The sequence below is a fragment of the Prescottella sp. R16 genome (assembly GCF_030656875.1).
In the GTDB taxonomy this organism is placed as follows: domain Bacteria; phylum Actinomycetota; class Actinomycetes; order Mycobacteriales; family Mycobacteriaceae; genus Prescottella.
In genome coordinates this window covers 2398018-2422668 of the sequence record NZ_CP130943.1, presented here as the reverse complement: position 1 = coordinate 2422668, position 24651 = coordinate 2398018, and the positions used below count along the sequence as shown (strand labels likewise).

Below are 24651 nucleotides of genomic sequence, written 5' to 3'. Positions count from 1 at the left end.
AGGTCCGAAATGCTCGCCGGGGGCTGCTCACGGCTCGTGCCGTCACCGGAGGGAAGCCGACCTCGTCGATGCCCCGGGCAGTACAGCTAGTCGGTCGCCAGGAGGGTCCGGCACCGGTCCAGGAGTCGTGCGCGCAGCACCGCGGCCCGCTCCGCGAGGGCCGCCTGTTCGCGCACGTAGTCGGCCCGGCCGGACGGGGTTTCGATCCGGACCGGGTCGTAGCCGTACCCGGTGAGGTCGTACGGGCTGGCCCGCATGTCCAGTTCCCGCGCTTCCGTTGCCAGCCGGAAACAGTCGAGGACGATCTCGGAGTCGACCAGCGGGCCGAGCTTGGCCGCCCACTTGTACAGGTCCATGCCCGCGTGCAGGCAGCCCGGCTGCTCGTGGGCGATCTGGTCCTCCCGGGCGAGCGGGACCTCGTTGCGGGGCACCGCGTCGGGGGTGAAGAACCGGAACGCGTCGAAATGGGTGCAGCGCAACGACATCGATTCGACGACCGCGTCGGTGCCGGCGTGTCCGAGCCGCAGCGGCACCTGCGCGTGCCGGACCGCGTCGTCGCCGCCGCGGTACACCATCGCCCACTCGTGCAATCCGAAACAGCTCAGGTGCGGCCGGCGGGACGCGGTCGCCGACAACAGCGCGGCGACGAACTCGACCGTCGCGCGGCGTCGGGCGAGCAGGTCGGGGGAGACGGTGACCCCGCCGTCGACGCCGGTGTACCCGGAGTACGTGAGATACGGGCGGGCGGCGGCACCGGTGAGCACCGCCCCGAACCCGGGATGCCAGCGGCGCAGCTGTGCGGGCCGCACGCTGTAGTAGGTGAACAGGAAATCGTGCACCGGATGCGCGGTGCCCGCCGCCTTGCGCTGCAGGTGCGGCCCCAGCAGGACCGCCACCGACTCGCGGTGGCGGTCCCGTCGGGCGGTCCACATCTGCTCCGGCAGCACAGCCGACACCATCTGCGGTCAGACCGCCTTCTGCCCGGGAACCACGTCGTCGATGCGGTGGGTGCCGTCGCGGACGGTGCCGACGAACTCCTCCACCAGGTCCTCGAGCGCGACGATGCCGATCACCGCGCCCGAGCTGTCGATCACCGCACCCAGGTGTGCGCCGGCCCGCCGCAGCGCGGCCAGGGCGTCGTCGAGCGGCAGGCTCACCGAGATCAGCGGCAGCCGGCGGATGTCGGTGCGCGGGATCGCGGTGTCCGGGCCGGCGGCCTCGTCGGCGACCCGGTCGAGGATGTCCTTGACGTGCACGTAGCCGATCAGGGTGCCGTCGTCGGCCCGCACCGGGTACCGCGAGTAGCCGGTCGCGGTGACCGCCGCCTCGACCGCCCCGAGGGTGGTGCCGCCCGCGGTGGCCGGGACGCAGCGCATCTTGTCCGACGGGATGAGCACGTCGGCGACGGTGCGGCCCTCGGTCTCGAGTGCCTGCGTGAGCCGGCGGTGTTCCTCCTCGTCGATCAGGCCCTCGGTGTGCGATTCGCCGATCATCTCCGACAGTTCGAGTGCGGAGACGGTGGCGTCGAGTTCGTCCTTCGGTTCCACCCGCATCATGCGCAGGATCGCGTTCGCGGTGATGTTGTAGAACGCGATCAGCGGGCGCACCACCTTGATGAACGCCAGATGCGCGGGCACCAGCAGCATCGCCGACTTCTCCGGTCCGGCGATCGCGATGTTCTTCGGCACCATCTCGCCGAGCAGGATGTGCAGCACCACCACCAGCGACAGGGCGATCGTGAACGCGATCGGGTGCAGCAGGGCGTCCGGCACCCCGAGCAGGTCCATCGGCTTCTCGAGCAGATGCGCGATCGCCGGTTCGCCGACCTTACCGAGCAGGATCGAGCAGATCGTGATGCCCAGCTGGGCGCCCGCGAGCATCAGCGACAGATGCTGCCCGGCCTCGATGACGGTCGCGGCCCGCTTCTTGCCCTGCGCGTGCAGCGCCTCGAGCCGGTCCCGTCGGGCGGTGATGAGGGCGAACTCGGCGCCGACGAAGAACGCGTTGCCCGCCAGCAGGACGACCGTGAGTCCCACGGCCAACAGGTCACCCACGGCGCGTCTCCTCTGCGGTGGTGGCGACGTCGATCGCCGGGACCGGGGTCAACAACACCCGGTCGATGCGGCGGCCGTCCATCGTCAGGACGCGGGCGATCCAGCCGCGTTCGTCGGCGGCCGGGGTGTGCCCGTCCGCGAGCGGCAGTGCCGTCTCGTCGCCCTCGGCGGGGATCCGGCCCAGGCAGGTGAGGACCAGGCCGCCGAGGGTGTCGTACTCGCCGTCGGGGGCGATGTAGCCGGTGGCGCGGGAGATCTCGTCGGTGCGCAGCAGCCCCGAACAGGACCAGCTGTGTCCGACGCGTTGCACGTCGACCTCGGTGGCGTCGTGTTCGTCGCGGACGTCGCCGAGGATTTCCTCGATCAGATCCTCCATGGTGACCAGGCCGGCGGTGCCGCCGTACTCGTCGACGACGAGCGCGACCTGCATGCCGTCGGCGCGGACCTGTTCCATCACCGCGTCCCCGTCGAGGGTCGAGGGGACCGCCGGCACGGACTGGGCGAGGGTGACGAGTCGGGTGGTGGCGCGCTGCGCGGCCGGGACGGTGAACGCGCGTTTGACGTGGACGACGCCGACCGTGTTGTCGAGGTCGCCGTCGACGATCGGGAACCGGGAGAACCCGGTGCGGGACGCTGCCGCGATCAGGTCGGTGACGGTGGCGTCGGTGTCGAGGGATTCGATCTTCACCCGCGGGGTCATCAGTTCCTCGGCGCTGAGCTCACCGAACCGCAGCGACCGGTTGACCAGTAGCGCGGTGCCCGCGTCGAGGGAGCCGCGTTCGGCGGACGTGCGGACCAGCGACCCGAGTTCCTGTGGGGAGCGGGCCGAGCGCAGTTCCTCGGCGGGCTCGATGCCGAGTCGGCGCACGATCCAGTTCGCGGTGCCGTTGAGACCGTTGATGGCCCACTTGAAGATCAGGGAGAAGCCGGCCTGTAGGCCGGCGGTGGCGCGGGCGGTCGGCAGCGGCCGCGAGATTGCCAGGTTCTTCGGCACCAGTTCACCGAAGATCATCGAGAACGAGGTCGCGATGATCAGTGCCAGTGCCAGCGAGACGCCGCTCGCGGCACCGGACGGCAGGCCGACCGCGGTCAGGAGCGGGGTGATGAACCGGGCCAGGACCGGCTCGGCCAGGTAACCGGTGATCAGTGTGGTGATCGTGATACCCAGCTGGGCGCCGGACAACTGGAACGACAGGGTGCGGTGGGCGTGCTGGACCTGCCGGGAGCGGCGGTCACCGCCGCGTGCGTGGGCGTCGACGGTGCTGCGCTCGAGCGCGGTCAGGGAGAATTCGGCCGCCACGAAGAGGGCGGTGCCGGCGGTCAGGGCGAGGAAGCCGACCAGGCTGAGCGTGGTGAGTGCGATGGAGGCGATGTCCATGTCAGCACCACCCGCTCGACGTGTGGGGCGCGCCGGGTTTGTCGCCCGGCTCGGTAGAGGAGCCCTCCGCGGTGTCGGAATCCGATCCGGGGGAGGTGCCCGCTGGGGGTGCGTCGGGGGGTGTGGATATGGGTGCCTCGGGCACCTCGGTCCTCTCTGTCGGGCGGCGCAGGTCGTGACAGTTCAACGTGTCCGGTGCCGCGTTTGTTTCCGAAAACGAGCCTTCACTGTACCGGAGCAGCCCAGGAAACAGATGAAACGGACATTCCTCACCAGCCGGTGGGGAGTGGTCGGCCCTCGGCGAAGCCGGCCGCGGACTGCACCCCCACCACCGCCTTGTCGTGCAGCTCGTCGAGGGTGCGGGCCCCGGCGTACGTGCACGTGCTGCGCACCCCGGAACAGATGTGGTCGAGCAGATCCTCCACCCCCGGCCGGTCCGGATCCAGTCGCATCCGCGACGCCGAGATGCCCTCCTCGAACAGGGCCTTGCGGGCCCGGTCGAACGCGGTGTCCGATGCGGTCCGGGCCGCGACCGCCCGCTTGGACGCCATCCCGAAACTCTCCTTGTAGCGGTGGCCGTCGGCGTCGACGCGCAGTTCGCCCGGCGATTCGTGGGTGCCCGCGAACCACGAGCCCACCATCACGTTCGACGCGCCCGCCGCCAGCGCGAGCGCCACGTCCCGCGGATGCCGGACCCCGCCGTCCGCCCACACGTGCCCACCGAGCTCCCGGGCCGCCGCGGCGCACTCGGCGACCGCCGAGAACTGGGGGCGGCCCACCCCGGTCATCATCCGGGTCGTGCACATCGCGCCCGGGCCGACCCCGACCTTGACGATCGTGGCGCCCGCGTCGAGCAGATCGCGGGTCCCGGTGGCCGACACCACGTTCCCGGCGACGAGCGGCACCCCGAGACCGAGGGCGGCGACCGCGCGGACCGCGTCGATCATCCGCTGCTGGTGGCCGTGCGCGGTGTCGAGGACCAGCACGTCCGCCCCGGCGTCGGCGAGGGCCGCCGCCTTGGCCGCCACGTCCCCGCCGACCCCGACCGCGGCCGCGACCCGCAACCGGCCGCCGCCGTCGACCGCCGGCCGGTAGATCCCGGCCCGGATCGCGCCGGTGCGGGTGAGGACCCCGGCCAGCCGTCCGGCGTCGTCGACGATCACCGCGAGCGGATCGTGCCGGGCCTCGAGCAGGGCGAACACCTCCCGCGGCGACGCCGTCACCGGGGCCGTCGCGAAGTCGCGCACCGCCACCGCGCCGACCCGGGTGAACCGGTCCACATCCGTGCACGCCGCCTCGGTGAGCACCCCGACCGGGCGCCCGTCCTCGACGACGACCGCCGCCCGGTGCGCCCGCTTCGGCAGCAACGTCAACGCGTCGGCGACCGCGTCGTCGGCGTCGAGGGTGATCGGGGTGTCGGCCACCGGATGCCGGCTCTTGACGAACGCGACCGTCTCCGCGACCGCCGCCGTGGGCACGTCCTGCGGGATCACCACGAGCCCGCCGCGGCGGGCCACCGTCTCCGCCATCCGGCGCCCGGCGACCGCGGTCATGTTCGCCACCACGATCGGGATCGTGGTCCCCGACCCGTCCGCGGTGGCCAGGTCCACGTCGAACCGGGACGCCACCTCCGTCCGGTTCGGGACCAGGAACACGTCGTCGTACGTCAGGTCGTAGGGCGGGCGATGTCCGGGAAGGAACTGCACAGTCGCGACACTAACGCCCGCCGACGCCGTGCGCCGGACAGATCAGCCGCGCGTGTCCCCGTCCCGGCCGGGACGCTCGATCCGGCCGTCGCCGTGGCGGGCGAACCGTCCGGCGTCGCGGGGATGCACCGGGTCCTGCGTCGGCCACGGCCAGCCGCCGAACCCGGTGCGCCGGTAGTCGTCGTACGCGGCCGCGATCTCGGTGTCGGTGTTCATCACGAACGGGCCCTGCGCGGCCACCGGCTCGCCGATCGGGGCGCCCTGCAGCACCAGGACCGTCGACGGACGGTCCGCGTGCAGCGTCGACGGGCCGGCGTCCCCGGGGGCCCAGCCGTACCCGGCCGGTACCGCGGTTCCGTCGACCGTGACGTGTGCGTCGTCGCCGTGCACGTAGAGCACCCGGTGGGCGTTCCCGGCGGCCGGCAGGTCGAGGGTCGTGTCGGCGTCGAGGTCGATCAGCCAGATCGCGACGTCGGTGTCGGGTTCGGACGCCCACGAGTTCGTCGGCGGTGCAGGGGCGGCGGCGTCGCCGAACCGGCCGGCGATCACCCGCACCCGGGCGCCGTCGGTGACCACCTCGGGAATGTCCTCGCTCCAGAGCATCGTGAACTCGGCGGCCGCGGACTTGCTGCGGGCGGGCAGGTTCAGCCAGATCTGGTAGAGCTCGAAGTCGTTGTCGCGGTCGGTGTGCAGCATCGGGAACATCTCCGAATGGCTGACGCCGCCGCCCGCGGTCACCCACTGCACGTCCCCGGCGCCGTAGCGGGCGGACGCCCCGGTGGAGTCGGCGTGGTCGACGATGCCGCGGCGCAGCACCGTGACGGTCTCGAAACCGCGGTGCGGGTGTGCGGGGAACCCGGGAACGGTGGTGCCGTGGTACATGTTCCAGCCCGACGGATGCCCGAAGTCGCGGCCCAGCGGCCGATCGGAGACGTCGACGGCCGGGGTCAGGTCGTCGCGTCCGGCGGGATAGTGGTCGACGTGGTGGACGGCGAACAGGAACGGGTCGAGTCCCGGCCACGGGGTGCCGAGCCGGAACAGCTGACCGGTGCGGGGCGATGCACTCACGATGCCTCCCAGAATGGTTGAAATTTCTATGTGTTCCGGGTAACGGGGGAGACGGTCCCGGCATTCCCGGCACCGTCCCGTCGGGGCGCCTGCTCCCGGGACAGCGCGATCGTCGCCGCCACCATCACCACCCCCGCCGCAGCCACCACCACGACCCCGCCGCCGGACGTCCGCAGGCGTTCCCCCAGGACCGTCGTGCCCAGCACGATCGCGACGACGGGTTCGGCGATCGTGATCGCCGGCAGCGACGCCGGCAGCGGCCCCACCTGGAACGCCCGCTGCTGCAGATACACCCCGGCCGCCCCGGCCGCGAGCAGCGCGTACGTCTGCCACGCCCCGGCGACCGCGCCGACCCCGTGCTCGACGAGACCGGTCACGTACTTGGTGAACGCCACCGCCACCCCGTACAGGCCACCGGCCGCGGCCCCGAGCAGCAGCGCCCGGCCACCGGCGTCCAGCCGCGGCGACAGACCGGCGACGGTGACGGCGGCGAGCACCACCACGACGACAGTCAGCGGCAGCGCCCACTGCGCCCACGGGGCGTCCACCGCACCCTCGGTGGGGTCGCCGACGATCAGGAACACCGTCAGCGACACGGTCAACGCGCCCGCCGACAGCCACGCCCGCCGCGTCGTCCGGTGGCCGGAGAACCGGGCCGACAACGGCAACGCGAACAGCAGCATCGACACCAGCAGCGGCTGCACCACCAGCACCGACCCGAGGGCGAGGGCGACGACCTGCAGCAGATAGCCGCCGCCGTCCCCGGCCACCCCCGCCCACCAGCGGGGGCTGCGGACCAGGGACCCGATCAGCGACCGGCCGTGCGGGACCGTGGCCGCCGCACTCTGCTGCGCCACCGACGCACACGCGAACAACAGGGCAGCGGCCAGCGCGCACCCGATCGCGGCGACCGGCGGACCCGACATCCGGTCAGTGTGCTCCGCCGCGGCGGCGTCCGCGACCGGAACCGGTGGGCCGGCGATGCTGCCGCTGCTGCGGTTCGCCGCGGCCCCGGAACCGGCGGCCCGACTCCGGCGCCTCGACCGGCTTCGGGGGAGTCGGTTCGGCGACGGGGGTGCCGGACGGCTGCCGCGCCCCGGTCACCGACTCCCACCGCCGGTCCCCACCGCCGACCGGCAGGACCGCGGCGTCGACGCCCGCGGCCCGCATCACCTTCGCGGCCGGACCGCGCTCGTCCTCGGTGACGATCGTGACGACGGTGCCGCTGTCCCCGGCGCGGGCGGTGCGGCCCGCCCGGTGCAGGTACGCCTTCGGTTCGGTCGGCGGATCGACGTGCACCACGAGGGACACGTCGTCGACGTGGATGCCGCGGGCCGCCACATCGGTGGCGACCAGGACGGGGATCGTGCCGCCGGTGAACTCGGCGAGGATCCGGGTGCGCTGGGCCTGCGGCTTGTCGCCGTGCAGGCCGCGGGCACACACCCCGACCGCCCGCAACTCGTCGGTGAGCCGGTCCACCCCGGCCTTGGTGCGCACGAACAACAGTGTCCGGCCCTTGCGGGCGGCGATGCGGGCGACGATGTCCCACTTGATGTGCCGCGGCACCTGCAGCACGTGATGGGTCATGGTGTCGACGGCGGCGACGGCCTCGGCGGTGGCATGGGTGACCGGGTCGTGCAGATAGGTCGCGACGAGGGTGTCGACCTCCCCGTCGAGGGTCGCCGAGAACAACAGCCGCTGCGCCGCCACCGGAGTGCGGTCGAGGACCTGGGTGACCTGCGGCAGGAACCCCAGCTCCGCCATGTGATCGGCCTCGTCGACCGCGGTGATCCGCACGTCGTCGAGGGTGACGGTGCCCTTGCCGAGATGGTCCACCAGCCGGCCCGGGGTCGCGATCACCACGTCCACCCCCCGGGCGAGCCGGAACGCCTGCGCCTTGAGTGGCATTCCGCCGACCAGGGACACCATCCGCAACCCCAGCGCCAGCGCCGGCTCGTCGAGCGCCGACTCGATCTGCTGCGCCAGCTCCCGCGTCGGTACCAGCACCACCGCCCGCGGCCGCCCCGGCCGGGACGCCCCACCGGTCAACCGCACCAGCATCGGCAACCCGAACGCCAGCGTCTTCCCCGACCCCGTCGGGCCCCGGCCCAGCACGTCCCGCCCCGCCAGGATGTCCGGGATCGTGGCCACCTGGATCGGGAACGGCGTCGTGATCTTGCCCCGGCCCAGGGCGTGGACCAGCGGCACCGGCAGCCCGAGCTGCGCGAACGAGGGAACGGAACTGTCGGGCATGAGAGGGTGCGGGCCTTCCGTAGGGAAAAAGCCAGGTTACCGCGCCACCCGGCGATACCCGTCGTCGACGAGGAAGGCGCCGCTGCGCCGGGCACCGGCCGGGAACGATTCGCCCCGCTGCCGGTCCCGCGGCGGCATGGGAGCATGACCGCATGAAGGATCGGTCTGGGATGGGTGGGCCACGGGGGACGGCGTCGTCGCGGGGCAGGTTCGGGGTGTGGGCGGGGCGACCACTGTTCGATTTCCACGTGATCCTCGCCGTGACCGCACTGCTGGTGGCGTTCGGGCTGACGATGGTGCTGTCGTCGTCGAGTGTCGAGTCGTTCGTGACGTCGGGATCCCCGTATGCGCGGTTCCTGCCGCAGGCGATGTACGCGGCGATCGGTGTCGTCGCGTTCGTGGCGATCGTGCGGGTGAGCACCCGGACGATCCGCCGGTGGGCGCCGTGGCTCCTCGGGATCGCCGGGGTGCTGCTGGTACTCGTGCTCATCCCGGGGATCGGTGTGGAACAGATGGGTGCCCGCAGCTGGTTCGTCGTCGCCGGGGTGTCGTTCCAGCCGTCGGAGTTCGCGAAGGTCGCGTTGGTGATCTGGTGTGCGCACCTGATCGCGACGTACCTGTCGGCCGGCGCCGACGTGAACACCGCGCTCAAACCGTTGGCGTTGGTGAGCACACTCGTGATGGCGCTGGTGGTGCTGCAGCGGGACCTGGGCACGATGATCACGATCGGCATCATCGTGATGTCGGTGCTGTGGTTCGGCGGGTTCCGGGCCCGCTACGTCACGGCGATCACCGTCACCGGTGTCGTGGCGTCGGTGATCCTCGGCCTCACGGCCGGCTACCGGTCGGACCGGATCAAGGCGTTCATGAACCCGGACCTGGATCCGCAGGGCCTGAACTATCAGACGATCCAGGCGAAGTATGCGCTCGCGAACGGCGGCGTGTTCGGCACCGGCCTCGGACAGTCCGACGCCAAGTGGAGTTATCTGCCGCAGTCGCACAACGACTTCATCTTCGCCGTGGTCGGGGAGGAGCTCGGATTCGTCGGTGCGCTGCTGCTGATCGCCCTGTTCGCGATCGTGCTGCTGGTCGGGATGCGGATCTCCCAGCGGTCCACCGACCCGTTCCTGCGGATCCTCACCGCCGCCGCGACCACCTGGATCGTGTTGCAGGCGTTCATCAACGTCGCCTACGTCGTCGGCCTGGTACCGGTGACGGGCCTGCAGCTGCCGTTGATCTCCGCCGGCGGCACGTCGATGGTGACCACGATGATGATGTTCGGGTTCATCGCGCACGCGGCGCTGCGGGAACCGGAAGCCCTGGTATCCCTCCAGGGCGGCGGCGGCCGATGGATGCGCACGGTGTTCGGGCGACCGACCGCGGCATCCGTCGCCCCCCGACGCCCCCGCCCCGGGACGGGCACGCCCCGCCGACCCGCCCCGGCCGCACGGGCCGCGCGCGCCGATGTCCGGCAGCGCGCCGATCGCCCCCGGCAGGAGCGACAGCGTCCGACAGCCGGTGCCGGACGCGCCCGGCGCTGATCCGGGGAGCGACACGGTGGCCGATACTGGGGTCATGGAACCCCACCTGACCGACACCGACCTGCACCATCTGCGGCGCTGTGTCGTCCTCGCGACCGAGGCCCTCGACGCCGGGGACGAGCCGTTCGGCTGCGTCCTCGCCCTCGCCGACGGCACCGCGGTCGCCGAGGACCGCAACCGGGTCGCCGGCGGCGACCACACCCGGCATCCCGAGTTCGAACTGGCCCGTTGGGCGGCCGAGCATCTCACCCCCGAACAGCGCGCCACCGCCACCGTCTACACGTCGGGGGAACACTGCCCGATGTGCGCGGCCGCCCACGCCTGGGTGGGGCTCGGCCGCATCGTCTACGTGACGTCCACCGAACAGCTCGTCACCTGGCTCGCCGAACTGCAGGTGCCCCCGGCGCCGGTGCGGCCCCTGCCGATCCGGGACGTCGCCCCCGGCATCGACGTCGCCGGCCCGGTCCCGGAACTCGTCGACCAGGTCCACGACCTGCACCGGCGGCTGCACGCCCGCCGCTGATCCTGCGGAACACCGACTGACCCGCCGATGTCGGACCCCACTGACACGATGTCGTCATGACCGATCGCATTGCACATCTCGCCGTGTACGACTCGCTCGCCGACTGGGAGCCCGGGTATCTGCTGGCCGAGTTGCGCACCGGACGATTGACCGGGGTGCCGTTCACGATCCGCACCGTCGCCGCGACCGCCGCGCCGGTCACCACGATGGGCGGGGTGCGGATCCTGCCGGACATGCTGCTCGCCGACCTCGATCCTGCCGACAGCAACCTGCTGATCCTGCCGGGCGCGGCGCTGTGGGACGACGGCGGCGGACACGACTTCGTATCCGCCGCAGCCCGATTCCTCGACGCCGGGGTTCCGGTCGCGGCGATCTGCGGCGCCACCGCCGGCCTCGCCCGCGCCGGTCTACTCGACGACCGCCGGCACACCAGTGCCGACGCCGGATACCTCACCGCCACCCGGTATGCGGGCAGCGGACACTACGTCGACGCCCGCGCCGTCGTCGACCGGGATCTGATCACCGCGGGACCGCAGTCACCGGTGCAGTTCGCGACCGCCGTCCTGTCCCGGCTCGGACTCGTCCCACAGGAGGTGCTCGACGCATACGAGGGTGTGTTCTGCCGGGCCGACCCGGCCGCCTACGCCACGCTCGCGGCACACACCCCGGCCGGATAGCCGAACGGGGCGGGTGCATCGCTGCACCCGCCCCGTTCGGCACGACCGTGTCGGTCAGGCCTCGACCTCGGACCGGTCCCCGCTCCACAGGGTGTGGAACTTGCCGGGCAGGTCGATGCGCTCGTAGGTGTGGGCGCCGAAGAAGTCGCGCTGGCCCTGGGTCAGCGCGGCCGGCAGCCGCTCGGCGCGCAGACCGTCGTAGTACGACAGCGACGACGCGAACGCCGGCACCGGGATGCCCAGGGTGGTGGCGGTGACGACGACCCGACGCCAGCTGTCGATCGCGTTCTCGATGGCCTCCCGGAAGTACGGCTCGACGATCAGCGACGTCAGATCCGGGTTGGTGTCGTAGGCCTCCTTGATCCGGTTGAGGAAGCGGGCGCGGATGATGCAGCCGCCGCGCCAGATCGTGGCCATGTCGCCGGGCGTGAGATCCCAGCCGTACTCGTCGCTGCCGGCACGGATCTGGTCGAAGCCCTGCGCGTACGCGACGATCTTCGACGCGTACAGCGCCCGGCGGATGTCCTCGGTGAACTGCGCGACGTCGGTCGGCTTGGTACCCAGCACACCGGACGCGAGTCCCTGCGCGGCCTTGCGCTGCGCGCGCGACCCGGACAGGGCGCGGGCGAACACGGCCTCGGCGATACCGGTGACCGGCACACCCAGATCGAGCGCGGACTTGACGGTCCAGCGGCCGGTGCCCTTCTGCTCGGCGGCGTCGACGATGACGTCGACCAGCGCCTTGCCGGTCTTGGCGTCCTTCTGGCGCAGCACCTCGGCGGTGATCTCCACCAGGTAGGACTCGAGGTCGCCGGCGTTCCACTCGGTGAACACGTCGGCGACCTGCTCGGCGTCGAAGCCCAGCGCGTCGCGGAACAGGTTGTACGCCTCGCCGATGAGCTGCATGTCGGCGTACTCGATGCCGTTGTGCACCATCTTCACGAAGTGACCGGAGCCGTCCGGGCCGATGTGCGTGCAGCACGGGGTGCCGTCGACGTGCGCCGAGATCGACTCCAGCAGCGGGCCGAGCGCCTCGTACGACTCCTTCGGGCCACCCGGCATGATCGACGGCCCGTTGAGGGCGCCCTCCTCGCCGCCGGAGATGCCGGCGCCGACGAAGTGCAGGCCGCGCTCGCGCAGCGCCGCCTCCCGGCGGATGGTGTCCGTGTACAGGGCGTTGCCGCCGTCGATGATGATGTCGCCGGGCTCCATCGCGTCGGCGAGCTCCTCGATGACCGCGTCGGTCGCGTCGCCGGCCTTGACCATGATCAGCACGCGTCGCGGCTTCTGCAGCGCGCCGACGAACTCTTCGATGGTCTCGGTGCGGACGAAGTCGCCCTCGTCGCCGTGCGCGGCCAGAAGCGCATCGGTCTTCGCGATGCTGCGATTGTGCAGCGCGACGGTGTGCCCGTGACGGGCGAAGTTGCGGGCGATGTTCGAGCCCATGACGGCGAGCCCGGTGACGCCGATCTGGGCGCGGGCAGTCTCGGTGCTGGCAGAGGTGGTCATGGATACAGCTTCCCTCGTCACCCCGTCCACACGCGAACCGGCCCCGACGTTCGCCGGTGTGACACCCGACACGCACACGGCCCCGGCCACCCGTTCACGGGTGGCCGGGGCCGTGAGAGGCATCGGATCCGGTATTACGCGTTGCGGTCCCGGCGCGGGCCGTCGAAACCGTCGTAGCTGCGACGCTCGGTGCGGCTACGGAACCCGCCGCTGCGCTGCTCCGAAGACCCTGCCGCCCCCGACGACCCGGACGGACGACGGTCCCCGAAGGACCGGTTGTCGCGATCGCCCCGGAAACCGCCGCGGCTGTCCCGGTTGTCGCGGTCGCCGAAGTCGCGGCGCGGGCCACGATTGTCGAAATCCCGGCGCGGTCGGTCGTCCCGGTTGCCCTGGAACCCTCCGCGGCTGTCCCGGTTGTCCCGGTCACCGAAGTCGCGGCGGGGGCCGCGGTTCTCGAACGGGCGGCCGTTGTCCCGGTCGCCGCGGTATCCGCCGTCCCGGCGCGGGCCCCGGTCCCCGAACGAACGGTCGTCGCGGCGCGGTCCCCGATCGTCGAAGCTGCGGTTGCCGCGCTCTCCACGGTCCCCGCGATCGTCCCGGTTGCCGCGGAAGTTGTTGTCCCGGAAGCTGTCCCGGCGATCCCGATCGCCGGAGAAGCCGCCCTCCCGGCGCGGTCGGTCGTCCCGGTTGCCCTGGAACCCGCCGCGGCTGTCCCGGTTGTCCCGGTCACCGAAGTCGCGGCGGGGGCCGCGGTTCTCGAACGGGCGGCCGTTGTCCCGGTCGCCGCGGTATCCGCCGTCCCGGCGCGGGCCCCGGTCCCCGAACGAGCGGTTGTCGCCCCGATCGCCCCGATTGTCGAAGTCGCGGCGCGGCCGGTCGTCCCGGTTGCCGCGGAACCCGCCGTCGCGGCGGTCGCCCCGGTCCCCGAAGTCGCGGCGCGGGCCCCGGTCGTTCCGATCCCCGGAGAAACCACCCTCGCGGCGCGGGCCGCGGTTGTCGAAGTCGCGGCGCGGACCCCGGTCCCCGAAGGACCGTTCCCGGCGGTCACCGAAGCCGCTGCGGCCGCCCCGGTCGCCCCGGTCGCCGCGTTCGCTGCGGAAGTAGCTGTCGCGCACCGGTTCCCCGCTGGGGGTGCGGGCGCCGGTGATGGCGGCGAGTTCCTCGGAACCGGGGAAGACGGGCACGGCGGTGGCGTCGACACCGGCCATGCCGGTCAGGCGGCGGAACATGCGGCGCTGGTTCGGGAGCACGATCGCGGCGACGACACCGGCCTCGCCGGCGCGGGCGGTGCGGCCGGCGCGGTGCAGGTAGTCCTTGTGGTCCTGCGGCGGGTCGACGTGCACGACGAGGTCGATGCCGTCGACATGAATTCCTCGTGCCGCGACATCCGTCGCGACCAGGACGGGGGTGCGGCCGGTCTTGAACCGTTCGAGGACGCGGGTGCGCTGGTTCTGCGCCTTGCCGCCGTGCAGGGCTTCGGCGGCGACACCCTGCTCGCGGAGACGTTCGACGACACCCTCGGTGCCCAGCTTGGTGCGGGCGAACATGATGGTGCGGCCACCCTGGCGGGACGCGATCTCGGCGAGGACGGCGTCCTTCTGGCCGCGTTCGACGAGCAGCACGTAGTGGTCCATCGTGGTGACCGAGGCGCGGCCGTCCTGCGTCGAATGCAGTTCGTGTTCGGGCAGGAACTCGCGGACGAGGGCCTGCACGTCGTTGTCGAGGGTCGCCGAGAACAGCAGCCGCTGGCTGTCGGCGGGGGTGTCGCCGAGCAGGGTGCGGACCTCGGGCAGGAAGCCCATGTCGGCCATCTGGTCGGCCTCGTCGAGGGCGGTCATCTCGATGGAGCCGAGGACACACGTGTTCTGCCGCAGGTGGTCGCCGAGACGGCCGGGGGTGGCGACGAGGATGTCGACGCCGCGACGCAGCTGGTCGACCTGCTTGGTGAACGGGGTGCCACCGACCGCGGCCCGCACGGTCAGCCCGAGGGACGCCGCGTACGGGGTGAGGGAGTCGACCACCTGGAACGCGAGCTCACGGGTGGGGACGAGGACGAGGGCGCGGGGCCGCTTCGGGTCCGGGCGGTCCTCGTGCCGGGCCAGGCGGGCCAGCATCGGCAGACCGAACGCGAGCGTCTTACCGGAGCCGGTCTGGGCGCGGCCGAGGATGTTCTTCCCGGCGATCGCGTCCGGGATCGCCATCGCCTGGATCGGCGACGGCACGGTGATCTCGTTGCGGGCCAGGGCCGCGACGACGGGCTCGGGCAGCCCGATCTCGGCGAACGTCACCTGCGGGGTGTCGGCCTCGGGGGCCTCGGGGGCCTCGACCGAGTCGACGGCAGCGGTGTCGAGGGTGTCGACGACGGAGTCGACAGCAGTGTCGATCGAGTCGGGGGTGGAAGTATCGGGGGCAGCAGAAGTCACGCGGATTTACCTCTCCGGACGTCGGGCGCGTCGCGGAGCGGGCTGTCCTGCAGCCGCACGAAGAGACGAGCCAGGGCACAATTCACCTGGCCGTCTATGCGTCGTTCGCGGGGTGACGGGGCTGTGTGCCTCACATGAATGAACTTGCCCTGATGCAGGGCCGCGGTCGAGTGTACGCGATCTTTTCGGCGGTCGACCAGTTCCGTGTCGGGCTGTGACCAGCGCAACGGCGAGCCGGTCAGTAGGGGGCGGGGGAGAACAACCGGCTCAGTTCGACGAGCCACGGCACCGCCACCGCGATCGTCGGGACGATCAGGATCGCGGCCGCGGCGGCGTAGGCGGCCACCGCGACCCGCAGGTCCGCGCCGGCACCGGTGAGCCGCTGCACCCGCACCAGGGTGGACGGGCCACCGACCGCCATCGCGCCGCGGGGGGCGACGGATCCGGCGCACGCGACCAGGGCGCGGGCCAGGGGGGCGGGGCCGGTGACCTTGACCGCGGAGTCGTCGGCGAGCAGTTCGACGAGCAGCTGCACCGAGCCGAGCGCCGACTTCGACCGCACCACCCGCGGGAACGCGTAGTGGACGGCGGTGAACGCCTCGAGCACCAGGTCGTGCCGGGCCCGCAGGTGGGAGCGTTCGTGGGTGAGGATCGCGCGGATCTCGTCGTTGCCGAGGGAGGACAAGGTGCCCTCGCTGAGCACCACCCGCTGCCGCAGCCCGGGCAGGCAGTAGGCGATCGGTTCGGCGGCGTCGAGGACCCGCACGTCCGACATGCGACCGAGTACCTCGGTCAGGTCGATGTCCCGGCGGTCGAGGAGGTCGACGAGCACGCGGTGCCGGGAGCGGCGACGGCGGGTGTGGATCGCGACCCGCACCGTCGAGAAGATCAGTTTCGCGCCGATCAGCAGGGTCACCGCGAACACGGCGACGTACAGGATCCACAGCGGCAGGCCGAGGGCGTCGATCTCGGCGGTCGGTTCGGTGGTGGGACGCCCGTCCGGGCCGGGAACCAGCAGTAGCGACGCGATCGCCAGTCCCGACGAGAACGCGGACAGGACCGCGGCGATCGCGATGGCCTGCCACAGCACCAGCGCGGCGCGGGGCGACCGGAACGGCCAGCGGGCGCGGCTGAGCAGCGTCGGCACCGGGCCGGTGAGAACGAGCGCCAGCAACCCGAAGGCCAGCGCCGTAGTGGCGTTCATCGCACGGGATTTCTGTGGTCTGCCGGGGTCAGCTGGCCCGGCCGACGCCCGGATGCAGTCCCGGGGCCTGCTTCGCGGCCTCGGCCTGCTCGAGCGCGGCGAGGGCCTCCCGCAGCGCGGCGGCCTCGTCGGCACCGACCTGCCCGACGAAGTGGACGAGGGCGGCCGCGCGTTCCCCGGAGGCGTCGGCCTGCGCGAGCGCGTCGACCATGAGGGACGCGACGAGCTCGTCGCGCCCGTGGACCGGCAGGTAGCGGTGGGCGCGGTCGTCGCGCTGCTGGATGACGAGATGCTTCTTGGCGAGACGCTGCAACACGGTCATCACCGTGGTGTAAGCGAGTTCCCGGCGGGTGGCCAGGGCCTCGTGCACCTGCCGCACCGTCTGCGGTTCCGACACCGACCACAGGTGGTCCATCACTGCGCGTTCGAGCTCGCCGAGTCCAGCCATGACCCGAGTCTACGGACCGGACACCACAACCGCTTACTACTACCGGTAGTAACCCGTGTTTTCGGGTGTGATAGTGGTCGCAGCCCCGGCGGCGCGGTATACCGGTGGACGGAAAAGTCGAACGGGAGGTCCGGTGTCGCAAGGGCTCACAGGCTGGCTCGATCGCGTCTCACTGGTGTCCGGGCCGCTGCCCGTCGTCGCGGCCGTCCTCGCGCTGCTCGGTGCGGGCTGGCTCGTCGCGGCCCGGCGCCGCTGGTTCCTGCGGTGGGCCCTCCCGGCGGCCCTGACCGGGGCGGCCGTGGCCACGGCGGTGATCTACCTGGTCGTCGAGAAGGTGTGGCGGCCGTTCCCCGACCCCGTCGCCACCGCGGTATACGTGTGGATCGGGATCGGGATCGCCGCGCTCCTGCTCGTCGTCCCGCGATGCGTCGCCGGCCGGCGGGCCACGATCCCGGTGGCGATCGTCGCCGCGACGGCCGTCGTGCTCACCGCGGCCGTACAGATCAACCAGATCTTCTACGCGTACCCGACGGTGGGGACCGCACTCGGGCTGCCCGACCCCGACCGGATGGACGCCGCACAGCTGCCGGACCCGTCCGGGCCCGTCGTCACCGGACGGCCCCTCGAACCGGTGTGGGCGCCGCAGGCCCCCACCGACCTGCCCGGCAGCGGCCGCTACACGACGGTGCCGATCCCCGCCACGACCTCCGGGTTCACGGCCCGCGACGCCGTCGTCTACCTCCCGCCCGCCTACTTCGCGTCCCCACGGCCGCTGCTGCCGGTGCTGGTGCTGCTCGCCGGGCAGCCCGGATCGCCCGAGGACTGGCTGCACGGCGGGAAACTGGCCGCCACCATGGACGAGTTCGCCCGCACCCATCACGGTCTCGCCCCGGTCGTCGTCGTCGCGGACGGCACCGGCAGCCAGTTCGCGAACCCGCTGTGCCTGGACTCGGCACTCGGCAACGTCGCCACCTATCTGACCGTCGACGTCCCGGCCTGGACGAAGACGCACCTGCAGATCGACCCCGACCCCCGCTCGTGGGCGGTCGCCGGCCTGTCGTACGGCGGCACCTGCGCGCTGCAACTCGCCACCACCCGACCCGACGTGTACCCGACGTTCCTGGACCTGTCCGGGCAGCTCGAACCGACCCTCGGGGACCGGAAACGCACCGTCGACGAGGCGTTCGGCGGCAACACGGCCGCGTTCACCGCCGTCAACCCGATGGACCTCCTGGCCACCCGCCGCTACCCGGACACCGCCGGCGTGTTCGTCGTCGGCGACCACGACGACGCCTACCGCGGCGACCTGCAGAAGGTGTACGCGGCCGCGCAGAACGCCGGCATGGACGTGCGGTTCGTGGAGGTGCCCGGCACCCACAGTTTCCTGGTGTGGTCCGCCGGGTTGCGCACCGAACTGGGCTGGCTCGCGACCCGCCTCGGGTTGACGGCGTGACCGCGCTGCGCCGGTACGGCCGCCGGCTCCTCGACCTGCTCCGCGACGGTGTCACCGGGGCGCCGGTCGCCGTCACGATCCTCGCGGTGATGTGGATCCTCGGGTTCGCCACCGACACCGTCCTGCACGGGCCCGGCCCGTTCGTCGACCGGCATCTCGCGGTCGGGATCGGCCCGCTCGAGCACTGGCGGCTGTGGACACCGCTCACGTCCGGGTTGTGGGCGCACGGCCTGCTCGGCTATCTGGCCGCGACGGTTCTGGTGTTCGTGGTCGCCGCCCCCCTGGAACGGCGGATGGGCTCGGGCCGGTTCGCGGCGTCCGCCCTGATCACCCAGGTCGCCGGCGCGGTCCTCGGGGCCGGGGTCGCGGCCGCCGCCCGGCTCCTCGACTCCGGGTGGGGGTTCCGGTTGCATCTGGGTGCGGCGATCGGCCCCAGCACGTGGATCGTCGGTGTCGCGATGACCGCGAGCGCGTCGATGGACACCCTGTGGCGGCGCCGCATCCGTGTCGGGCTGCTCGCGTTGACCATCACCCTCGTCCTGTTCGCCGGACAGCTGCAGGACGTGATGCGGCTCGGTGGCGCCGTCGTCGGCCTGTGTCTCGGACCGTGGCTCGTGGGCCGCAGTCGGTATCCGACAGAGCGAGGCCGACCGATTACCGGCACCCGCCGCGAGGGCCGCGTCCTCGTCGCGATCGTCGTCGCCGCCACCGCGATCGGCACCATGCTCGCCGCCCTCACCCCGCACGCCGTCGGCCCCCTCGCGGTGCTGCGGGACCTGCTGCGCGGGGTGCCGTGGACGCCGGCGGAGGTGCGGGAGATCTGCGCCGAGAACGCCACCGACCCGGACTGCCGCCGCGGACAGCTCGACCTGCGCCTGTCCGGGACCGGGCCGCTGCTGCTGAGCCTGATGCCGTCGCTGCTGCTGCTCGTGCTGTGCGACGGGCTGCGTCGCGGCCGCCGGTTCGCGTGGATCGCCTCCACGCTCGCGCAGGTGGTGCTGCTGGCGCTGTCGCTGCTGAACTTCGCGGTCCGCTACATCGACGTGCTGCCCGGCCAGTCCCTGTTCTACGGGCTCGACACCCCGACGGTGTACCGCACGCTCACCCCGTTCCTGACGCCGCTCGCGGTGCTGATCCTGCTGGTGGCGACCCGGCGGCTGTTCGACGTCGCCGCCCCCACCGGCACCTACCGGCGACTGTTCGTGCGGCTCACCGTCCTCACCGCCGGGCTCGCCGTCGCCTACGTGTTCGGCGGGCTGTGGGCGCGGCACGGCTTCGACCGGCCGCCGACGGTGCCGACGCTGCTCGCCGACTTCCCGCAGCGCCTGGTGCCGCCGGTGTACCTGCAGATGCTCGACCCGCGGCTGCTGCCGGTGAACTGGGCGGCCACCCTGCTCTACGAGTGGACCGGGGTGGTGTTCTGGGTGGCGGTGTGCGTGCTGGTGGCGGCGACGTTCCTGCGTCCCGCGCACGGGCCCGGCACCGACGCCGTCGACCGGGCCCGCACGATCCTCACCGGCGGCTCGGGCAGCGACCTGTCGTGGATGACGCTGTGGGACGGCAACAGCTACTGGTTCTCGCCCGGCGGCGACAGCTATGTCGCCTACCGGGTGATCGGCGGCATCGCCCTGACCACCGGCGGCCCGGTCGGCCGCCCGGAGCGGGCCGCCGCCGACGTCGCCGGGTTCGCCGAGTTCGCGGCCGCCAACGGGTGGGTGCCGTGCTTCTACTCGGTCACCGGGCACGTCCGGGACGCCGCCGCCGGCCAGGGGTGGACGGCCGTGCAGGTCGCCGAGGAAACCGTCCTCGACCTCGGGTCGATCGCGTTCACCGGCAAGAAGTTCCAGGACGTGCGCACCGCCCTGAACCGGGCCGGGAAGACGGGGATCACCGCCGAATGGATCAGTTTTCCCACCGCGCCGCTCGCGATCACCGACCAGATCGTCGCCATCTCCGAGGAATGGGTCGCCGACAAGGGCATGCCGGAGATGGGGTTCACCCTCGGCGGGCTCGCCGAGATGGACGATCCGCAGGTGCGCTGCCTGATCGCCGTCGACGCCGACCGCACCGTGCACGGGGTCACGTCGTGGCTGCCGGTGTACCGGGACGGCCGGATCGTCGGCTGGACTCTCGATTTCATGCGACGTCGCACCTCCGGGTTCCGTCCGGCGATGGAGTTCCTCATCGCGTCGGCCGCGCTGCTCCTCGAGGCGGAGGGCGCCGAGTTCGTCAGCCTGTCCGGGGCGCCGCTGGCCACCAAGAACGGGGACGCCGCCGCGTCCACCGTGAACTCGATGCTCGACCTGCTCGGCCGCACCCTCGAACCGGTCTACGGGTTCCGGTCGCTGCTGGCGTTCAAGTCGAAGTTCCAGCCCCGCTACGAACCGATGTACATGTGTTTCCCCGACCCGGTGGCCCTGCCGAGCATCGGCAACGCCGTCGGCCGCGCCTACCTGCCCGACGTGTCCCTCGGTCAGGGACTCCGGCTGGTGCGCACGATGATCCGCAGGTGAGGAGCGGTGCGCTTGTTCGGTGGCTCCCACCACCGGAAAAGGGCACCGCGATTGTTCACCCGCCGTGGATGAGGACCGGCGGCCCCCGGGACGGCAGCGTGGTGGGCATGACGAACAGTGGCGACCTCCCAGTGGACGACAACCAGGATTTCGAGGACGCGCGGCGGGGGTTCGTGGCCGCCCTGACCCCGGGTACGGTGACGGACGCCTCGGGTGCGGTGGTGTGGGACAGCGACGGGTACGCGTTCCTCGGCGGCGACTGCCCGCCGACGGTGCATCCGAGCCTGTGGCGGCAGTCGCAGCTGTGCGCGATCCAGGGCCTGTTCGAGGTGTGCGACGGCATCTACCAGATCCGGGGCCTGGACCTGTCGAACATGACCCTGGTGGAGGGCGAGACCGGGGTGATCGTGATCGATCCGCTGATCTCGGCGGAGACCGCCGCCGCGGGCCTGGCCCTGTACCGCGAGCACCGGGGCGACCGCCCGGTGACCGGAGTGATCTATTCGCACTGCCACATCGACCATTTCGGCGGGGTCAAGGGGGTGATCTCCCAGGAGGACGTGGATGCGGGACGCTGCCCGGTCCTGGCGCCGGCCGGCTTCGTCGAACATGCGGTGGCGGAGAACGTGTACGCGGGTACCGCGATGGGTCGGCGGGCGGCGTACATGTACGGGGCGGCGCTGCCGCGGGGCCCGCAGGGCGCGGTGGGCGCCGGGCTGGGGCCGACGACGTCGACGGGGACACCGACCCTGATCGCGCCGACCGTCGACGTCACCCACACCGGGCAGACGGAGACGGTGGACGGGGTGCGGATGGAGTTCCAGCTGACCCCGGGCACGGAGGCGCCGGCGGAGATGAACTTCTACTTCCCGGACCGGCGGGCGCTGTGCATGGCGGAGAACGCCACTCACACCCTGCACAATCTGCTCACGCTGCGGGGCGCGCTGGTGCGGGACCCGCACGTGTGGGCGACCTATCTGACGGAGTCGATCAACCGGTACGCGCACCGCTCGGACGTGCTGTTCGCGTCGCACCACTGGCCGACGTGGGAGACGGGGCGGCTGACGGAGTTCCTGTCGGTGCAGCGGGACCTGTACGGGTATCTGCACGATCAGACGTTGCGGGCGATCAACAAGGGCGCCACCGGCATCGAGATCGCCGAGGACATCACGTTGCCGCCGGCGATCGCGAACGTGTGGCACACCCGCGGCTACTACGGGTCGGTCAGCCACAACGTCAAGGCGATCTACCAGCGCTACATGGGGTGGTTCGACGGGAACCCGGCCCGGCTGTGGGAGCATCCGCCGGTGGCGTCGGCGATCCGGCACGTGGAATGCATGGGCGGCGCCGACACTGTCGTCGCGGAGGCACGGAAAGCGTTCGAGGACAAGGATTTCCGGTGGGCGGCGCAGCTGCTGAACTATGTGATCTTCGCCGATCCCGGGAACGGGGACGCGACCGCATTGCAGGCGGACACCCTCGAGCAGCTCGGTTTCGGCTCCGAGAACGGCACGTGGCGCAACTTCTACCTCATGGGCGCGTACGAGCTACGGCACGGCCCGGTGGGGACGCCGACGGTGACCGCGTCCCCCGACATCGCGGGCGCGCTCAGCGTGGAGCAACTGTTCGACGCGGTGGCGTTGCGGGTGGACGGGCCGAGGTCGTGGGACGCGGACATCACGATCGACTGGCATCTGACGGGGACGGTGTACCGCACCCGGCTGCGCAACGGGCTGCTCGTCCATTTCGATCGCGGCGGCGACATCGCCGGCGGCCTGCCGGACCCGGATGCGGCGTTCACCCTGTCCGACGTCGACCTGCACCGGCTGCTGCTCGGCGGCGCCGACATGGACACCCTGCTCGCCGACGGGGCCGTCACGGGGACCGGTGACGTCGCGCGGCTCACGGAACTCGTCTCCTACCTCGACGCCCCCGACCCGGATTTCGCGATCGTCACTCCGTGACCGCGGCCGGTTCGGGGACCGGCCCGCCGACGGCCCCGAACACGTGCCGGGATCCGATCGGCACGATCAGCGGACGGTCGGAGACGGGGTCGTCGACGATCGCGGCGTCGAGACCGAACACGTCGCGGAGCAGGTCGACGGAGACGATGTCCTGGGGGCGTCCCTGCGCGACGATCCGGCCGCCGGTCATGACGATCAGGTGGTCGCTGTAGCGGACGGCGAGGTTGAGGTCGTGCAGCACCATGACGACGGTGCGGCCCATCTCCTCGTGCATGCGGTCGACGAGATCGAGGACCTCCACCGAATGGGACAGGTCCAGGTAGGTGGTGGGTTCGTCGAGGAGCAGGATGTCGGTGCCCTGGGCGAGTGCCATCGAGATCCAGGCCCGCTGCCGCTGCCCGCCGGAGAGCTGGTCGACGGGCCGGTCCGCCAGATCGGACACCCCGGTCAGGGCGAGGGCCTGGGCGACCTCGCCCTCGTCGTCGGAGGACCACTGCCGGATCCACGACTGGTGCGGGTGCCGGCCGCGGGCGACGAGGTCGGCGACGGTGAGCCCCTCGGGGGCGACGGGGGCCTGCGGCAGCATCCCGAGGGTGCGGGCCACGTCCCGGGTGCGCATCGTGGTGATCGCCTTGCCGTCGAGCAGGACGGTGCCGGTGCGCGGTTTGAGGAGCCGGCCGAGGGCCCGCAGCAGCGTCGACTTACCGCACCCGTTGGGGCCGATGACGGTGGTGACGACCCCGGTGGGGATCTCGACGTCCAGGCCCTCGACGATGATGCGGTCGCCGTAGCCGAGGGTGAGGTTCTGCGCGGTCAGCCGCGGGGCGGGGGAGGCGGGGATCGTGGTCGTCATGCGGAGACCTTCCGATTGTGGCGGACGAGCAGATACAGCAGGAACGGACCGCCGAGCGCGGAGGTGACGATACCGACGGGCAGTTCCACCGGCAGCACGGTGCGGGCGACGATGTCGGCGCCGACGACCAGGACGGCGCCGGTGAGCGCGGAGGCGACGATCGGCGGGCCGGCGGACCGCACCAGCCGCAGCGCGACCTGCGGGGCGGCGAGCGCGACGAAGCCGATCGGGCCGGCGGCGGCGGTCGCGACGGCGGCGAGAACCACCGACGCGAGCAGCAGTTTCGCCTGCGCCGACTGCTGCCGCACCCCGAGGGAGCGGGCGTTGTCGTCGCCGAGGCGCAGCGCACCGAGCGTGAACGTGGCGATCAGCGCCCAGCCGCCGACCACGACGAGCGCGATCGCCACCGGCCACACCTGCGCCCATCCGGCGCCGTTGAGGGAGCCGTTGAGCCACACCTTGGCGCGGGAGACGTCGTTGATGTCCGCGGAGATGAGCAGCCAGTGGGTGATCGCCACCAGCATCGCGTTCGCGCCGATACCGATGAGGACCAGCCGGAATCCGTCGACCCCCCGCCGCCACGCCAGCAGATAGATCGCGGCCGCGGTGATCAGGCCCCCGGCCAGGGCGGCGAGCGGGACCCCGAGGGTCGCGAACACGCCGACGAACGAGCCGCCGCCGAGGACGATCAACGCGACCGCGGCCACACTCGAGCCGGCGGTGATGCCGAGGACGTCGGGACTGGCGAGGGCGTTGCGGGCGATGGACTGGGTGATCGCACCGGAGATCCCCAGCGCCACCCCGATCAGGACGGCGGTCACCGCCCGCGGCAGCCGCAGATCCATCACGATGAACCGCTGCACCTTCGAGCCGCCCCCGAACAGCACCTGCGCGACGTCGGGCACCGACAGCGGGAAGTCGCCGCGCCCGATCCCGAGGCACACCAGCAGGAACAGCAGCGCCACCAGGACCAGGTTCACCACGATCATGTACGGCCGCCACACCAGCGAGATCGGGCCGAGACGGAACGCGGGACGTGACGGCACCGAGGTGGGTGCGGCGGCGCCCCCGGGGCGGCGGGAAT

General features: G+C 72.0%; 19 protein-coding genes. 6 read left to right on the top strand and 13 right to left on the bottom strand.

Going from position 1 to position 24651, the window contains the following annotated elements:
* Positions 1-86: 86 nt before the first annotated feature.
* From Q5696_RS11365 to Q5696_RS11335, 7 genes are all read right to left on the bottom strand, one after another.
* A complete protein-coding gene (locus Q5696_RS11365) occupies positions 87-959 on the bottom strand; it encodes a 3-methyladenine DNA glycosylase (RefSeq protein WP_305091476.1) in 873 nt (290 codons plus the stop codon).
* A 6-nt stretch (positions 960-965) separates the two neighbouring features.
* A complete protein-coding gene (locus Q5696_RS11360; protein WP_305091475.1) occupies positions 966-2054 on the bottom strand; it encodes a hemolysin family protein in 1089 nt (362 codons plus the stop codon).
* Positions 2047-3432, bottom strand: coding sequence for a hemolysin family protein (locus Q5696_RS11355; RefSeq protein ID WP_305091474.1), 1386 nt, complete (start codon positions 3430-3432; stop codon positions 2047-2049). Before Q5696_RS11355 ends, Q5696_RS11360 begins: the two co-directional genes overlap by 8 nt.
* A 269-nt stretch (positions 3433-3701) precedes the next feature.
* Complete coding sequence (locus Q5696_RS11350) at positions 3702-5138, bottom strand: GuaB1 family IMP dehydrogenase-related protein (protein WP_305091473.1); 1437 nt, start codon at positions 5136-5138, stop codon at positions 3702-3704.
* 42 nt (positions 5139-5180) lie between these two features.
* Complete coding sequence (locus tag Q5696_RS11345; RefSeq protein WP_305091472.1) at positions 5181-6206, bottom strand: pirin family protein; 1026 nt, start codon at positions 6204-6206, stop codon at positions 5181-5183.
* A 26-nt stretch (positions 6207-6232) separates the two neighbouring features.
* Positions 6233-7132, bottom strand: coding sequence for a DMT family transporter (locus tag Q5696_RS11340; protein ID WP_305091471.1), 900 nt, complete (start codon positions 7130-7132; stop codon positions 6233-6235).
* 4 nt (positions 7133-7136) lie between these two features.
* Complete coding sequence (locus Q5696_RS11335; RefSeq protein ID WP_305091470.1) at positions 7137-8459, bottom strand: DEAD/DEAH box helicase; 1323 nt, start codon at positions 8457-8459, stop codon at positions 7137-7139.
* A gap of 152 nt (positions 8460-8611) precedes the next feature.
* Here Q5696_RS11335 and ftsW point away from each other — a divergent pair, with 152 nt between their 5' ends.
* From ftsW to Q5696_RS11320, 3 genes are read left to right on the top strand one after another with little or no spacing between them, the layout of a single operon-like run.
* Positions 8612-10000: a putative lipid II flippase FtsW gene (gene ftsW, locus Q5696_RS11330; protein ID WP_305091469.1), complete on the top strand. Its 1389-nt coding sequence runs from the start codon at positions 8612-8614 to the stop codon at positions 9998-10000.
* A gap of 34 nt (positions 10001-10034) precedes the next feature.
* A complete protein-coding gene (locus Q5696_RS11325) occupies positions 10035-10523 on the top strand; it encodes a nucleoside deaminase (protein ID WP_305091468.1) in 489 nt (162 codons plus the stop codon).
* Between the two features lie 56 nt (positions 10524-10579).
* Complete coding sequence (locus Q5696_RS11320; protein ID WP_305091467.1) at positions 10580-11200, top strand: DJ-1/PfpI family protein; 621 nt, start codon at positions 10580-10582, stop codon at positions 11198-11200.
* 54 nt (positions 11201-11254) lie between these two features.
* Here the strand turns inward: Q5696_RS11320 and gnd are convergent, their stop codons facing one another.
* From gnd to Q5696_RS11300, 4 genes are all read right to left on the bottom strand, one after another.
* Positions 11255-12709, bottom strand: a complete 1455-nt coding sequence (gene gnd, locus Q5696_RS11315; RefSeq protein WP_305091466.1) for an NADP-dependent phosphogluconate dehydrogenase — start codon at positions 12707-12709, stop codon at positions 11255-11257.
* Positions 12710-12843: 134 nt separating this feature from the next.
* Positions 12844-14997 carry a DEAD/DEAH box helicase gene (locus Q5696_RS11310; protein ID WP_305095243.1) on the bottom strand — a complete coding sequence of 718 codons (2154 nt, stop codon included), beginning with the start codon at positions 14995-14997 and terminating at the stop codon, positions 12844-12846.
* Positions 14998-15370: 373 nt separating this feature from the next.
* Positions 15371-16336 (bottom strand): M56 family metallopeptidase, encoded by a 966-nt coding sequence (locus tag Q5696_RS11305; protein ID WP_305091465.1) that lies wholly within the window; start codon positions 16334-16336, stop codon positions 15371-15373.
* 28 nt (positions 16337-16364) lie between these two features.
* Positions 16365-16784 (bottom strand): BlaI/MecI/CopY family transcriptional regulator, encoded by a 420-nt coding sequence (locus tag Q5696_RS11300; protein ID WP_305091464.1) that lies wholly within the window; start codon positions 16782-16784, stop codon positions 16365-16367.
* 133 nt (positions 16785-16917) lie between these two features.
* On the opposite strand from Q5696_RS11300, the gene Q5696_RS11295 reads away from it, so the two are divergent.
* From Q5696_RS11295 to Q5696_RS11285, 3 genes are all read left to right on the top strand, one after another.
* Positions 16918-18237, top strand: coding sequence for an alpha/beta hydrolase (locus Q5696_RS11295; protein WP_305091463.1), 1320 nt, complete (start codon positions 16918-16920; stop codon positions 18235-18237).
* The gene (locus tag Q5696_RS11290) at positions 18234-20750 is read left to right on the top strand and encodes an MprF family protein (protein ID WP_370654771.1); all 2517 of its coding nucleotides are present in this window, start codon (positions 18234-18236) and stop codon (positions 20748-20750) included. The genes Q5696_RS11295 and Q5696_RS11290 overlap by 4 nt, the downstream gene beginning before the upstream one ends.
* A 107-nt stretch (positions 20751-20857) precedes the next feature.
* Positions 20858-22714, top strand: coding sequence for an alkyl/aryl-sulfatase (locus Q5696_RS11285; protein WP_305091462.1), 1857 nt, complete (start codon positions 20858-20860; stop codon positions 22712-22714).
* Here the strand turns inward: Q5696_RS11285 and Q5696_RS11280 are convergent.
* Positions 22704-23567 carry an ABC transporter ATP-binding protein gene (locus Q5696_RS11280; protein ID WP_305091461.1) on the bottom strand — a complete coding sequence of 288 codons (864 nt, stop codon included), beginning with the start codon at positions 23565-23567 and terminating at the stop codon, positions 22704-22706. The two genes, Q5696_RS11285 and Q5696_RS11280, sit on opposite strands and share 11 nt — an antisense overlap.
* The gene (locus Q5696_RS11275; RefSeq protein WP_370654918.1) at positions 23564-24613 is read right to left on the bottom strand and encodes a FecCD family ABC transporter permease; all 1050 of its coding nucleotides are present in this window, start codon (positions 24611-24613) and stop codon (positions 23564-23566) included. Before Q5696_RS11275 ends, Q5696_RS11280 begins: the two co-directional genes overlap by 4 nt.
* Between the last annotated feature and the right edge of the window lie 38 nt (positions 24614-24651).

What these genes read in the sequence shown, in the direction of transcription:
- ftsW (WP_305091469.1), top strand. Translation starts at nt 8,612, where the DNA reads ATGAAGGATCGGTCTGGGATGGGTGGGCCACGGGGGACGGCGTCGTCG.
- Q5696_RS11300 (WP_305091464.1), bottom strand. Translation starts at nt 16,784, where the DNA reads ATGGCTGGACTCGGCGAGCTCGAACGCGCAGTGATGGACCACCTGTGG.
- Q5696_RS11365 (WP_305091476.1), bottom strand. Translation starts at nt 959, where the DNA reads ATGGTGTCGGCTGTGCTGCCGGAGCAGATGTGGACCGCCCGACGGGAC.
- Q5696_RS11320 (WP_305091467.1), top strand. Translation starts at nt 10,580, where the DNA reads ATGACCGATCGCATTGCACATCTCGCCGTGTACGACTCGCTCGCCGAC.
- Q5696_RS11280 (WP_305091461.1), bottom strand. Translation starts at nt 23,567, where the DNA reads ATGACGACCACGATCCCCGCCTCCCCCGCCCCGCGGCTGACCGCGCAG.
- Q5696_RS11335 (WP_305091470.1), bottom strand. Translation starts at nt 8,459, where the DNA reads ATGCCCGACAGTTCCGTTCCCTCGTTCGCGCAGCTCGGGCTGCCGGTG.
- Q5696_RS11355 (WP_305091474.1), bottom strand. Translation starts at nt 3,432, where the DNA reads ATGGACATCGCCTCCATCGCACTCACCACGCTCAGCCTGGTCGGCTTC.
- gnd (WP_305091466.1), bottom strand. Translation starts at nt 12,709, where the DNA reads ATGACCACCTCTGCCAGCACCGAGACTGCCCGCGCCCAGATCGGCGTC.
- Q5696_RS11305 (WP_305091465.1), bottom strand. Translation starts at nt 16,336, where the DNA reads ATGAACGCCACTACGGCGCTGGCCTTCGGGTTGCTGGCGCTCGTTCTC.
- Q5696_RS11340 (WP_305091471.1), bottom strand. Translation starts at nt 7,132, where the DNA reads ATGTCGGGTCCGCCGGTCGCCGCGATCGGGTGCGCGCTGGCCGCTGCC.
- Q5696_RS11285 (WP_305091462.1), top strand. Translation starts at nt 20,858, where the DNA reads ATGACGAACAGTGGCGACCTCCCAGTGGACGACAACCAGGATTTCGAG.
- Q5696_RS11325 (WP_305091468.1), top strand. Translation starts at nt 10,035, where the DNA reads ATGGAACCCCACCTGACCGACACCGACCTGCACCATCTGCGGCGCTGT.